Below are 13,231 nucleotides of genomic sequence, written 5' to 3'. Positions count from 1 at the left end.
CAGGACCCCATGGGCGAGCAGACCGGTGCGACCTTCCCGCAAGAGGTGATCGACGAGTACGCGGCGCTCGGCGTGGACCTCCCCGCGCTGTTCTCCGCCGGGCACCTCGGCACCCGCATGGGCGTGCAGATCATCGAGGCCTCCGCCGAGCGCGTGGTGGGCACGATGCCGGTCGAGGGCAACACCCAGCCGTACGGGCTGCTGCACGGCGGCGCGTCGGCGGTGCTGGCCGAAACCCTCGGCTCGGTCGGCTCGATGCTCCACGGCGGCAGCTCCAGGATCGCCGTCGGCGTGGACCTCAACTGCACCCACCACCGCGGGGTCCGCTCCGGCCTGGTGACCGGTGTCGCCACGCCCGTCCACCGGGGCCGTTCCACCGCCACGTACGAGATCGTCATCACCGACGAACAGGACCGGCGCGTCTGCACGGCCCGGCTGACCTGCCTGCTGCGCGAGGTCGACGTGAACCAGGCGCTGACCAACCTGCCCGCCGCCGGCGGGCCCGAGGGCGGCTCGGCGCGCTGACGGCCGCCGGGCGGGCCTGGCAGGGCGGCCCTGGCAGGGCGCCCCGCCGGGCCCGCCCGGCCCCGGCCCGGCCCCACAGCCCCTGTCCCGCGACCCGAACGGCCGCCGTGCGCACGGCCGTTGCCTGCCCGCCGGGGCGGCTCTACCGTTTCCCCATGGGGGCACCAACCCGCCGATCGACCCGCACGCGGACCCGTCCCGCCGCCGCCTGCGCCCTCGCGCTGGCGCTCGCCGCGGCCGCGAGCGCGTGCACCGACCACCGGTCCCGCCCCGCCCCCGCCCCGCACACCTCGGCCAAGGCCCCCACCGCCCAGGCGACTTCACCGGTCCAACTGTGTTTCGACCTCATCTCGTACTGGGCCGAGCAGGACCTGCTGGGCAGCAGATGGGCCGGGCTCGACTGGGAGCAGAAGGGGCTGTCCAACCAGCAGTACGAGATCTACGACGACATCGTGCGCGCCGCCCGCGCGGAGCGGAAGCGGCGCGGCACGGCGGCCGCCAGGGAGCTGATCGGACAGGAGACCCTGCGGCGCTGTACGGACGCGCGCGGAGCGACCCACAGCTCGGAGAACTGGCGCCCGCCGTCATGACCGTCGGGCGTAACACTCCGTAACATTCAGGCAATGCGAGACTACGTATTGACTTAGTCGGAGACCTGTAGTGTCGATCTTTTCGTGTACATGATCGCACGCCAGTCCGCACATCCCACGCCAGTCCCCCGCACTGCTTAGCGGAACTGCAGATTCTCAGCATCCGGACCTTATGGATTGCATTGACATGCCCCATTTGTCCCTTACGTTCCGCTACACGAACACGCCCTGATGACTTATGGCATAACAAGACAGTCACATCATTGCCTGCACCTCTGCCCCCCGCTGCGTGACGCGCTTAGAGTCACAGCCAGTCACCACGTCGTCGGGTGTTCACCCAACATCCGACGGCCGTTTCAGACCTCCGGCGAGGACCCGGCACCCAGAGGTAGGGGGCCGGCCAGGGAAAGGATTCCTCGTGCGACACCGTTCCTTGCTCATCATCACGACCGCGATCACCGCGGGCGCACTCACCCTCAGCGCCTGTGGGTCGCGCGACAAGAGCGACAGCAGCGACGGCGACAACAACAAGAAGACCACCGTCGTCATCGGTGTCGACGCCCCGCTGACCGGCTCCCTGTCCGCCCTCGGCCAGGGCATCAAGAACTCGGTCGACCTCGCCACCAAGGTGGCCAACAAGAACAACGAGGTGCCCGGCGTCACCTTCAAGATCAAAGAATTCGACGACCAGGCCGTGCCCTCGTCCGGAAAGACGAACGCCACCTCGATGGTCGACGACGACGAGATCCTGGGCATGGTCGGCCCGCTGAACTCCGGAGTCGCCCAGTCCATGCAGGGCGTGTTCGCCAAGGCCGACCTGGCCCAGGTCTCCCCCGCGAACACCAACCCGGCCCTCAGCCAGGGCGACGACTGGGCCTCCGGCAAGAAGGTCCGGCCGTTCAAGACCTACTTCCGCACCGCGACCACCGACGTCATCCAGGGCCGCTTCGCCGCGCAGTACTACTACAACGACGCCAAGAAGCGGAAGGTCTTCGTCGTCGACGACAAGCAGACCTACGGCGCCGGCCTCGCCAAGATCTTCGCCCAGGAGTTCAAGCGGCTCGGCGGCAAGGTCGTCGGCACCGACCACCTGACCGTCAAGGAGACCGACTTCTCCGGCGTCGCCGCCAAGGTCAAGTCCTCCGGCGCCGACTCCGTCTACTTCGGCGGCCAGTACCCCGAGGGCGGCCTCCTCTCCGACCAGGTCAAGCAGGCCGGGGCCAACGTCCCGATCATGGGCGGCGACGGCATCTACGACCCCGCCTTCATCAAGGCCTCGGGCACCAGCAACGACGGCGACTACGCCACCTCCGTCGGCTACCCCGTCGAGAAGCTGCCCTCCGCCAAGGCCTTCGTCAAGGACTACGCGGCCCAGGGCTACAAGGACCCCTACGCGGCCTACGGCGGCTACTCCTACGACGCCGGCTGGGCGATCATCCAGGCCGTCAAGGCCGTGGTGAACGACAACGACGGCAAGCTGCCCGACGACGCCCGCGCCAAGATCACCGAAGCCCTGAACAAGGTCTCCTTCGACGGTGTGACCGGCAAGGTCTCCTTCGACCAGTACGGCGACACCACCAACAAGCAGCTCACGGTCTACAAGGTCGTCAAGGGCGCCTGGACGGACGCGACGAGCCGAACCTTCAAGGACTGACCTCTCGGACTGACCCGCAAGCACCAACCCCCCAGCCGCGCGGAGGCGCAACAGCGCCCCCGCGCGGTGTCATATCCGACACGCTCATCGGAGGCCCTGCGGTGCACGAACTGCCGCAAACGCTGGTCAACGGCCTGACCCTTGGCGCCCTCTACGGCTTGATCGCCATCGGGTACACCATGGTCTACGGCATCGTCCAGCTCATCAACTTCGCCCATGGCGAGATCTTCATGATCGGTGGCTTCGGAGCCCTCACCATCTACATCTGGCTCCCCAGCGGCACCGCGCTCTCCCTGGCCCTGCCCCTCATGCTCATCGGCGGAGTCGTCGCCTCGGTGGCCATCGCCACCGCCGCCGAGCGCTTCGCATACCGGCCACTGCGCGGCGGGCCCAGGCTCGCCCCCCTGATCACCGCCATCGGCCTGTCCATCGCACTGCAGCAGGCCGTCTGGGCCTTCTATCCGGACGCCAAGAAGCCGCGCAGCTTCCCGCAGTTCGAGGGCAAGTCCCTGGAGATCTTCAGCAATCTGCACATCCAGCGCGGCGATGTCTTCCTCCTCATAGCCGCCCCGGTGTGCATGCTGGCCCTGGGCCTGTTCGTCTCCAAGAGCCGCGCCGGACGTGCCATGCAGGCCACCGCGCAGGACCCCGACACCGCCAAGCTGATGGGCATCAACACCGACCGCATCATCGTGATGGCCTTCGCCATCGGCGGTGCGTTCGCCGCCGTCGCCGCGCTGGCCCACGGGCTGAAGTACGGCCAGATCAACTTCGAGATGGGCTTCATCGCCGGCCTCAAGGCCTTCACCGCCGCCGTCCTCGGCGGCATCGGCAACATCTACGGCGCCATGCTCGGCGGAGTCGTGCTCGGTATCGCCGAGGCACTGGCCATCAAGTACATCCAGGACATCCCCGGCATGGAACAGCTCGGCGGCGGCGCCTGGAAGGACGTCTGGGCCTTCACCTTGCTCATCGTCGTTCTGCTGGTCAGGCCACAGGGCCTGCTCGGCGAACGCGTGGCGGACCGGGCGTGAGGAGGGACCACACATGAGCACCGACACCAGCAAGACCACGGGTGAGAACACCCCGACCGCCCAAACCGGGTCCCGCGCCACCATGCTGCGCGCGATCACCGCCGTCGGCGGCCTCGCCACCTTCGTCTCCACCTTCCTCGCCTGGACCTGGACCGACGAGTTCCCCGGCGACCTCACCTTCAACGGCTACCCCGGCGGCCTGCAGATCCTCACCCTCGTGCTGGGCCTGCTCACCACCGTCTTCGCGCTCGCCTCCATGGACCTGCGCGGGCTGCGCTGGCTCACCCCCGCCGGCTCCACCCAGGCCCTGCGGCTCATGGCCCTCGGCGCCTTCGCCACCACCTGGTTCACCGTCATCGCCATCGCCGTCGACCTCGGCGGCCTGGCCAACTGGGAACCCGGCGCCTGGGTCGCCGCCATCGGCAGCGCCATCCCCCTCGCGTCCCTCCTGATCCCGAACGACACCCGGCCGCTCAAGCGCCCGGCGGAGCTGCCCTCCTGGGCCGAGATCCTGATCATCGCCGCCGTCTTCGCGATCGGGCTCTACGTCGTCAACTACGGCATCCAGACCGACCCCGACCACCCCGAGCCGTTCCTCGGCTATCTGATCGCCGTGGGATTCGCCGCCGCCGCCCTCTTCAAGGCCGGGATCGTCGCCCGCATGGGCGCGCTCACCGGGAAGTACCGTTCCGTCACCCTCCTCGCGGCCCTGGTGACCGCGGTGGCCTTCCCGTTCACCCAGGACAAGGCCAGCTACACCGAGCTCGGCGTCAACATCCTCATCTTCGCGACCGTCGCCCTCGGCCTGAACATCGTGGTCGGCCTGGCCGGCCTCCTCGACCTCGGCTATGTCGCCTTCCTCGGCGTCGGCGCGTACACCGCGGCCCTGGTCTCCGGAGCCACCTCCTCCACGATCGACGTCCACTTCCCCTTCTGGGCCGCCGTCATCGCGGGCGCCGTCGTCTCCCTGATCTTCGGCGTCGTGATCGGCGCGCCCACTCTGCGGCTGCGCGGCGACTACCTCGCCATCGTGACCCTCGGGTTCGGAGAGATCTTCCGCATCGCCATGATGAACCTCGACGGCGACTCCGGCCCCTCCGTCACCAACGGCCCCAACGGCATCCCCAACATCCCGCCGCTGGAGATCTTCGGCTTCAACTTCGACGAAGACCACACCGTCCTCGGCCGCACGCTCGACTCCAACGCCAACTATTTCCTGCTGATGCTGCTGGTGACGGTCGTCGTCGTGCTCGTCTTCAGCCGCGCCGGCAACTCCCGCATCGGCCGCGCCTGGGTCGCCATCCGCGAGGACGAGACCGCCGCCACCGCCATGGGCATCAACGGCTTCCGCGTCAAGCTCATCGCCTTCGCCCTCGGCGCCACCCTCGCCGGTGTGGCCGGCACCGTCTGGGCGCACGTCCAGACCACCGTGGTGCCCGAGCAGTACGTCTTCGCCGGGCCCGTGCCCCCCAACTCCACCTTCCTGCTCGCCGCGGTCATCCTCGGCGGCATGGGCACGATCGGCGGGCCTCTCCTCGGCGCCACGCTCCTGTTCCTGATCCCCAAGAAGCTGGAATTCCTCCAGGACTACCAGCTCCTCGCCTTCGGCATCGCGCTCATCCTCCTGATGCGCTTCCGCCCCGAAGGGATCATCCCCAACCGGCGTCAGCAGCTCGAATACCACGAGACAGGCCAGCTCGACGTCCCCGACCAGCCCCAGCTCTCCGGCAACGCCGTCGGCGTCACCAAGGCGGAGGCGTGACAGACATGACGACCACCACCTCTCCCGTGCTCAGCGCCAGCGGCGTGACCATGCGCTTCGGCGGACTGACCGCCGTACGCTCCGTCGACCTCACCGTCAACTCCGGTGAGATCGTCGGCCTCATCGGCCCCAACGGCGCCGGCAAGACCACCTTCTTCAACTGCCTGACCGGGCTGTACGTCCCCACCGAGGGCAGCGTCACCTACAAGGGCGGCGTCCTGCCGCCCAAGCCCCACCTGGTCACCCAGGCCGGCGTCGCCCGCACCTTCCAGAACATCCGGCTCTTCGCCAACATGACCGTCCTGGAGAACGTGCTCGTCGGCCGCCACACCCGCACCAAGGAAGGCCTGTGGTCGGCCCTTCTGCGCGGCCCCGGCTTCAAACGCGCCGAAGCCGCCTCCAAGGAACGCGCCATGGAGCTGCTGGAGTTCACCGGCCTCGCCGACAAGGCCGACCACCTCTCCCGCAACCTCCCCTACGGCGAACAGCGCAAGCTGGAGATCGCCCGGGCGCTCGCCAGCGACCCCGGTCTGCTCCTCCTCGACGAGCCCACCGCCGGCATGAACCCGCAGGAGACCCGGGCCACCGAGGAACTGGTCTTCGCCATCCGGGACCAGGGCACCGCCGTCCTCGTCATCGAGCACGACATGCGCTTCATCTTCAACCTCTGCGACCGGGTCGCCGTGCTCGTCCAGGGCCAGAAGCTCATCGAGGGCACCCCCGACGTCGTCCAGAGCGACGAGCGCGTCATCGCCGCCTACATCGGCACCCCCTTCGAGGGCGACCCGGGCGCGGAGGAGGCCGCCGAGATCGAGGCAGCCGAGGCGCAGCAGGACACCGGGCCGGACGGGACCCCGAAGAGCACCACAGCACGTACGGAGGACGGACAGTGACCGCACTGCTCGAGGTCGAGGACCTGCGCGTCGCCTACGGCAAGATCGAGGCCGTCAAGGGCATCTCGTTCACCGTCGAGGCCGGCCAGGTCGTCACCCTCATCGGCACCAACGGAGCGGGCAAGACCACCACCCTGCGCACCCTGTCGGGCCTCCTCCAACCGCTCGGCGGCTCCATCCGCTTCGAGGGCAAGCCGCTGACCGGGATCCCCGCCCACAAGATCGTCGCCCTGGGCCTGGCCCACTCCCCCGAGGGCCGGCACATCTTCCCGCGGCTGACCATCGCCGAGAACCTCCAACTCGGCGCGTTCCTGCGCAAGGACGCCGACGGCATCGCCGCCGACGTACAGAAGGCGTACGACCTCTTCCCCATCCTCGGCGAGCGCCGCTCCCAGGCCGCGGGCACCCTGTCCGGCGGCGAGCAGCAGATGCTCGCCATGGGCCGCGCCCTGATGTCCCGCCCCAAGCTGCTCATGCTCGACGAGCCCTCCATGGGCCTCTCCCCGATCATGATGCAGAAGATCATGCAGACGATCGCCGAACTGAAGGCCCAGGGCACCACGATCCTGCTCGTCGAGCAGAACGCCCAGGCCGCCCTGTCGCTCGCCGACCACGGCCATGTGATGGAGATCGGCAAGATCGTGCTGTCGGGGACGGGCTCGGAGCTGCTGCACGACGAGTCGGTGCGAAAGGCCTACCTGGGCGAGGACTGACGCGCCCCCGACGCATCGAGGGCCTGTCCGTACCCTGGCGGTACGGACAGGCCCTCGTCCGTTCGGGGTTCAAGCGTCTGTTGCTCAGGCCACGCCGACCACGCGGTACAGCGCGTAGAGAATCGCCGGCAGCACCCCGACGAACACCCCGAGGGCGCTGATCACCCCGGGCAACCGCTGCGCCGACCGCAGCACCCTGGCCACATAGCCGACCAGTACGAAGAAGGCCAGGATCACCACGACCCCGGCCAGCAACCACACAAGAGAATCCGGATACACCGCAGCACACGCTCCTTCGACTCTGCCTAGTCCAGCTCCCGGCACACGGACGGCAAAGGACTCCACGCAGGCCCTTGGTAGGAGAGCCAGGAGTCCCCGCGACACGCGGCGAGTTGGACATGACGGTAGCCGAAGTGGGCTCGGTTAGGCCAGAGTTACCCGTAGTTACGCAGAAGCACGGCAAGGCAGGGCGCCCCGGGCTACCACCCCCGGAGGCCCTGCCTGAGCGCACGCTGGACTAGGCATGTCGCAAGCGCACTGCTCAATCAGAGTGCCCGCCTCCTATAGACGATTGATGAACGTCCAGATGAGGCAATGTCCTCCGCCCTTTCCCCTCCCCGCTCTGTTTCCGCTCTGCTTCTCCTCTGCAGCCACTTAACGTCCACTAAGCGTACTGCTAGGCTGGCTTTCATCGATCGCCAATCACACGCCAACTCACAGCGCCGGCACTCACGGGAGGGGTGAGGGCGATATCCCTCCGATTCGACCTCCTGGGGCCCGTCCGGGCCGCCCACGACGGTAAGGACATCACCCTCGGCCCCCCGCAGCGGCGGGCAGTGCTCGCCATCCTGCTGCTCTCACCGGGACAGGCCGTCACCATCGCCACGCTGCGTGAGCGCATCTGGGCGGGTCCGCCTCCCGTCTCGGCCACCCAGGCGGTCCACGTCCACATCCACCATCTGCGGCAACTGCTGCGGCAGTTCACCGACGGGACAGCCGACGGCCCCCGTCTGGTCACCCACCCCGGACACGCCCCCGACCAGGTGAGCTACGTCCTGCACACCGCCCCGGACACCGTGGACGTACCCGTCTTCCACCGCCTCCTGGAGGACGGCGAGGCAGCCCAGCGCGACGGCGACACCAGCACCGCGCTCACCCGCTACGACACCGCGCTGAACCTGTGGCGCGGCGAGCCCGTCGCCGACCTCCAGCCCTCCGCCTACATCCGCAGCGTCCGCCTCAGCCTCGCCGAAATCCGCCTCGACCTCGGCAAACGCCACGCCACCGCGCTGCTCGCTCTAGGCGCCGCCGCCCGCGCCACGGCCGAACTGCAGGACCTCCACACCCGCCACCCCGGCGACGAGAGCATCGTCGTCCTGCTCGCCCGCGCCCTGCACGCCACCGGAGCCCACACCCGCGCCCTGCGGCTGGTGACGGATGAACTGGAGCGCTGGGAGCGCGAATACGGCCTGCGCGCCCCCGCGCTCCTCGAACAGCGCGACAGCCTCGTCCACGGCCCAGGCCATGGCCATGGCGGAGCCGCACCATGAGAACTGAAGCGCGGCTCCTGGGCCCCGTCGAACTGCTCGTGAACGACACCGACGTCACCCCCACCTCGGCACGCGCCCGCACCTTCCTCGCCTCCCTCCTGCTCCGCAGCGGACGCCCCGTACCCATGGAAACGCTCAGCGAAGAGCTGTGGGGCGACTCCCCGCCGGCCACCGCCCGAGCCCAAGTGCACACCTACGTCAGCCAGTTGCGCCGCCGCATCGCCCAGGCAGGCGGGCCCGACGCGGGAGGGCGCCTGCTGGCCACCCACCCCATCGGCTACACCCTCCTGGTCGACCCCCAGCACGTGGACCTGCCCCGGTTCACCGCGCTGCTCGACGACGCCAGAACCCAGCTGAGCGAGGCCCGTTACGAACGCGCCCACGACCTGCTCACCACCGCGCTGAAGATGTGGCGCGGCCCCGCCCTCGCCGGCGTCACCGCGGGCCCCCGCCTCGCCGCACACGCACGGCGGCTGGAAGCCGAGCGCCTGGATGCGCTGTCCCTGCGCATCGAGGCCAACCTACGGCTCGGCCGACCCGGCCGGGTCATCCCCGAACTGCGCGCACTCACCGACGAACACCCCCACCACGAGCCGTTCCGCACCCAACTGGCCCAGGCCCTCCACGAGGCGAGCCGTACGACAGAGGCGCTGGACGTCCTGCGCGCCCTGGCCCCCACCCCCAAGGACCAGCCCACGCCTACGCCCGAGCCCCCCACCCCGGCATCGGCTCCCCCAGCCCCCCAGCCGCCCGCCCCCCGACCACCCGCAATCGTGCTCCACGGACCGGGCCATCCCGAACAGCTACGCTTCTCCGTGCTCGGCCCGGTCCGGGTCTGGCATGACGAGGTGCCGCTCAACACCGGCTCCCCGCAACAGCGGGCACTGCTCGCCGCGCTGCTGCTGCGCGGCGGCCGGACAGCGACCGCCTCCGAGCTGATCGACGCGCTCTGGGGCGATGAACCTCCCCACGCGGCCATCGCCGCGCTGCGAACCTACGCCTCACGGCTACGGAAGGCCTTCGGACCGGACGTATTGGTCAGCGAATCGGGCGGATACGCGATCCACGTCAAGGGAGGGGCGCTGGATCTCGAGGTGGCCGAGGAACTGGCCACCAAGGCGGAGCAGGCACGGCACACCGGGGACGCCGCGCGCGCCCGCGAGCTGCTCAACCAGGCACTGGCGCTGTGGGACGGCGAACCGCTGGCCGACCTGCCCGGCCCATACGCGGAGACACAACGCGCCCGCCTCGTGGAATGGCAACTGTCGCTGCTGGAGACGCGGCTCGACCTCGACCTGGAGCTGGGCCTCCACGCAGAGGCCGTCTCCGAACTGACCGCGCTGACCGCCACGCACCCGCTGCGCGAGCGGCTGCGCGAGCTGCTGATGCTGGCGCTCTACCGCAGCGGACGGCAGGCAGAGGCCCTGGCCGTCTACGCGGACACCCGGCGGCTGCTGGCCGAAGAACTGGGCGTGGACCCGTCAGCGGACCTCAGCGATCTGCAACAGCGCATCCTCCAAGCCGATACGGCCCTCGCGGCCCCCGCGGAACACACCCCGGCTCCCCGGCCGCCGAGGCCCGCGCAACTCCCCGCCACCGTCCCGGACTTCACCGGGCGCGCCGCCTTCGTCCACGAGCTGGCCGAACAGCTCGCCACAGCCGGAGGCGGGATCACGGCCATCTCGGCCCTCGCCGGAATCGGCGGCGTCGGCAAGACCACCCTCGCCGTCCACCTGGCGCACACCGTGCGCCATCAGTTCCCCGACGGACAGCTGTACGCCGACCTCCAGGGCGGCAGCCCCACCCCCGCCGCCCCCGAAACGGTGCTGGGCTCCTTCCTGCGCGCCCTGGGCACCCCCGACTCCGACATCCCCGACAGCCTCGAGGACCGCGCCGCCCTCTACCGCTCCCTCCTCGGCGACCGCCGCGTCCTGGTCCTCCTCGACAACGCCCGCGACGCCGCCCAGGTACGACCGCTGCTGCCCGGGACCGAAGGCTGCGCCACCATCATCACCAGCCGCATCCGCATGGTCGACCTGGCGTCCGCCCACCTGGTCGACCTGGACGTCATGAGCCCCGACGAAGCACTCGCCCTCTTCACCCGCATCGTCGGCGAGGAGCGGGTCCACACGGAGCGCGAAGCCGCCCTGGACGTGGTCGCCGCCTGCGGCTTTCTGCCCCTGGCCATCCGTATCGCCGCCTCCCGGCTCGCCGCGCGCCGCACCTGGACCGTGTCCGTCCTGGCCGCCAAGCTCGCCGACGGACGGCGGCGGCTCGACGAGCTGCGGGCGGGCGACCTGGCGGTCACGGCCACCTTCCAGCTGGGCTACGGGCAGCTGCAGCCGTACCAGGCCCGCGCGTTCCGGCTGCTCGGGCTCGCAGACGGTCCGGACATCTCCCTCGAGGCGGCGGCAGCCCTGCTCGGCATGGATGTGTACAGCACCGAGGATGCGCTGGAGTCCCTTGTCGACACCTCGCTGCTGGACTCCGCCGCCCCCGGCCGCTACCGCTACCAGCACCTCGTACGCCTCTTCGCACGGGCCTGCGCCGAGCGCGACGAGCAGCCACCGGAGGACCGGGACGCGGCCCTCTCCCGCCTCCTCGACTTCTACCTCGCAACCGCCGCCCGGGCCTACGCCCAAGAGCGGCCCGGCGACCGCCTCGTCAACCACCTGACGCCCACCGACCACACCGGCCTCGACTTCCCGAACCGGACCGCCGCACTCGACTGGCTCTACCGCGAAGCCGACTGCCTGCTCGCCTGCGTCGCCCAGACCGCGTCCGCCCCCGCCTCCGACACGGCGCTGCGCCGCGCGGCCGACCTGCTCCTGACCGCCTTTGACCTCGCCGAGTCCGGAGCCCACATCCGCCAGTACGAAGCCGTGGCCGACACCCTCAGCACGGCCGCCGAGGCCGCCGGAGACAGCCGGGCCGAGGGCCGCGCCCGCACCGCCCTGTCCCGGGCGCTCAGCCTGCGCGGCGAGTACGAGCAGGCGGACGAACAAGCCGGGCTCGCCTTGGACGCGCAGTCGCGGGCCCAGGACATCGGCATCGGCGGCCATGTGCTGAGCCAGCGCGGCGCCACCGCGCTCACCCTGGGGTGGGCCGAGGAGGCAGAGCGCCACCTGCGCGGGGCGATCCACGCCTTCCGCGCCATCCACGACCAAGCAGGCGAAGCGGGCGCACTGTGCTCACTGTCGCGGGTCCACCTCGCGCTGGGCCGCACAGCCGATGCCGTCCAGTTGGCCCGGCAGGGAGTCACCCTGTACGAGAGCCTGGGCCTCACCCTGCGCCTCGCCAACGGAAAGTACGCACTCGGGGTCGCACTGGCCCAGGCCGGAGAGGGACAGAAAGCGGTCGAACAGCTCCTGGTCGCGCTCGAGATCTTCACCGCGAGCCGACACCGCCTGTGGGAGGGGCTGACCCATCAGCGGCTGGCGGAGGCCCGGTTGGCCATGCACCATCCGGCCGAGGCCGCCGCGCACGCAGAGCAGGCTCTCGCCCTGGGCGTCATCGGCGGCGAATGGCGGCGCGCCACCGTCCTGACCGTCCTCGGCAAGGCTCTGACCGACCTCGGCCACGCCGACCGGGCCCAGGCGTGCTGGCGCGAGGCGCTCGCCATCCATGAGCGGCTGGGAACGGCGGAGGCCGAGGACGTACGGGCGCTCCTCGGCGAGCTCGCCCCTGCCTCCGCTACTGCTGCTGCTTCTTCTCCGCCGCGTCCTCGATGACCGCCTCGGCCACCTGCTGCATGGACAGCCGGCGGTCCATCGAGGTCTTCTGGATCCAGCGGAACGCGGCGGGCTCGGTCAGCCCGTACTGCGTCTGCAGAATGCTCTTCGCGCGGTCGACCAGCTTGCGGGTCTCCAGGCGCTGGGCGAGGTCGGCGACCTCCTTCTCCAGCGTCTTCAGCTCCGTGAACCGCGAAACCGCCATCTCGATGGCCGGGACCACATCGCTCTTGCTGAACGGCTTCACGAGATAGGCCATCGCCCCCGCGTCCCGGGCCCGCTCGACCAGCTCGCGCTGCGAGAACGCGGTGAGCATGAGGACCGGGGCGATACGGTCGGCGGCGATCCGCTCGGCGGCGGAGATCCCGTCGAGGACCGGCATTTTCACATCGAGAATCACCAGGTCGGGACGGTGCTCCTGAGCGAGCGCGACGGCCGTCTCGCCATCGCCCGCCTCGCCCACGACGGAGTACCCCTCCTCCTCGAGCATCTCCTTGAGGTCGAGGCGGATGAGGGCCTCGTCCTCGGCGATGACCACGCGGGTGGTGTGCGGGGGGACGTGCGACTGCGCGTCGGGGGCGTCAGTGGTGCTCACGTGGCTCCTCGTTCATGGCAGGTGCTGCCTCTTGAGCCTACCTGCGAGACGAGATCGTCTCCCACACGGTAAGCTGTCGGCGCTGCACCGGCCGGGTTGGTGGAATGGTATACACGGAGGTCTCAAACACCTCTGCCCGAGAGGGCTTGCGGGTTCGAATCCCGCACCCGGTACTCGCGATCCG

Annotated in this window: 11 protein-coding genes, 1 tRNA gene and 1 pseudogene; 11 read left to right on the top strand and 2 right to left on the bottom strand. The window is 70.0% G+C overall.

Annotated elements, in window-relative coordinates:
• Positions 1-9 precede the first annotated feature (9 nt).
• From ACFZDL_RS12375 to ACFZDL_RS12345, 7 genes are all read left to right on the top strand, one after another.
• On the top strand, positions 10-525 hold the full coding sequence (locus ACFZDL_RS12375) for a hotdog fold thioesterase (protein ID WP_353592996.1): 516 nt from the start codon (positions 10-12) through the stop codon (positions 523-525).
• Between the two features lie 155 nt (positions 526-680).
• Entirely contained in the window at positions 681-1,115 is a 435-nt protein-coding gene (locus tag ACFZDL_RS12370; protein ID WP_353592995.1) for a hypothetical protein, read from the top strand.
• Between the two features lie 418 nt (positions 1,116-1,533).
• The gene (locus tag ACFZDL_RS12365) at positions 1,534-2,769 is read left to right on the top strand and encodes a branched-chain amino acid ABC transporter substrate-binding protein (RefSeq protein WP_353592994.1); all 1,236 of its coding nucleotides are present in this window, start codon (positions 1,534-1,536) and stop codon (positions 2,767-2,769) included.
• Positions 2,770-2,870: 101 nt separating this feature from the next.
• Complete coding sequence (locus ACFZDL_RS12360) at positions 2,871-3,803, top strand: branched-chain amino acid ABC transporter permease (RefSeq protein WP_353592993.1); 933 nt, start codon at positions 2,871-2,873, stop codon at positions 3,801-3,803.
• Between the two features lie 13 nt (positions 3,804-3,816).
• Positions 3,817-5,565, top strand: coding sequence for a branched-chain amino acid ABC transporter permease (locus ACFZDL_RS12355; RefSeq protein WP_353592992.1), 1,749 nt, complete (start codon positions 3,817-3,819; stop codon positions 5,563-5,565).
• A 5-nt stretch (positions 5,566-5,570) separates the two neighbouring features.
• The gene (locus ACFZDL_RS12350; protein WP_353592991.1) at positions 5,571-6,458 is read left to right on the top strand and encodes an ABC transporter ATP-binding protein; all 888 of its coding nucleotides are present in this window, start codon (positions 5,571-5,573) and stop codon (positions 6,456-6,458) included.
• Complete coding sequence (locus tag ACFZDL_RS12345) at positions 6,455-7,171, top strand: ABC transporter ATP-binding protein (protein ID WP_353592990.1); 717 nt, start codon at positions 6,455-6,457, stop codon at positions 7,169-7,171. Before ACFZDL_RS12350 ends, ACFZDL_RS12345 begins: the two co-directional genes overlap by 4 nt.
• Before the next feature lie 84 nt (positions 7,172-7,255).
• Here the strand turns inward: ACFZDL_RS12345 and ACFZDL_RS12340 are convergent, their stop codons facing one another.
• A complete protein-coding gene (locus ACFZDL_RS12340) occupies positions 7,256-7,450 on the bottom strand; it encodes a hypothetical protein (protein ID WP_353592989.1) in 195 nt (64 codons plus the stop codon).
• A 461-nt stretch (positions 7,451-7,911) separates the two neighbouring features.
• Between ACFZDL_RS12340 and ACFZDL_RS12335 the strand changes: the two genes are divergently transcribed.
• From ACFZDL_RS12335 to ACFZDL_RS12325, 3 genes and pseudogenes are all read left to right on the top strand, one after another.
• Positions 7,912-8,721, top strand: coding sequence for a BTAD domain-containing putative transcriptional regulator (locus ACFZDL_RS12335; protein WP_353592988.1), 810 nt, complete (start codon positions 7,912-7,914; stop codon positions 8,719-8,721).
• Positions 8,718-9,332 (top strand): annotated as a pseudogene (locus tag ACFZDL_RS12330) (BTAD domain-containing putative transcriptional regulator); the annotation flags it as partial. The gene ACFZDL_RS12335 and the pseudogene ACFZDL_RS12330, both read left to right, overlap by 4 nt.
• Positions 9,333-9,491: 159 nt before the next feature.
• On the top strand, positions 9,492-12,452 hold the full coding sequence (locus ACFZDL_RS12325) for a BTAD domain-containing putative transcriptional regulator (protein ID WP_353593069.1): 2,961 nt from the start codon (positions 9,492-9,494) through the stop codon (positions 12,450-12,452).
• On the opposite strand, the gene ACFZDL_RS12320 is transcribed toward ACFZDL_RS12325, so the two are convergent.
• On the bottom strand, positions 12,415-13,047 hold the full coding sequence (locus ACFZDL_RS12320; RefSeq protein WP_014180542.1) for an ANTAR domain-containing response regulator: 633 nt from the start codon (positions 13,045-13,047) through the stop codon (positions 12,415-12,417). The genes ACFZDL_RS12325 and ACFZDL_RS12320 overlap by 38 nt on opposite strands.
• Before the next feature lie 90 nt (positions 13,048-13,137).
• On the opposite strand from ACFZDL_RS12320, the gene ACFZDL_RS12315 reads away from it, so the two are divergent.
• Positions 13,138-13,220, top strand: a tRNA-Leu gene (locus ACFZDL_RS12315).
• The last annotated feature ends 11 nt before the right edge of the window (positions 13,221-13,231 follow it).

The sequence above is a fragment of the Streptomyces sp. NPDC007917 genome (assembly GCF_042959105.1).
GTDB lineage: Bacteria > Actinomycetota > Actinomycetes > Streptomycetales > Streptomycetaceae > Streptomyces.
This window is presented reverse-complemented; position numbering and strand designations above follow the sequence as displayed.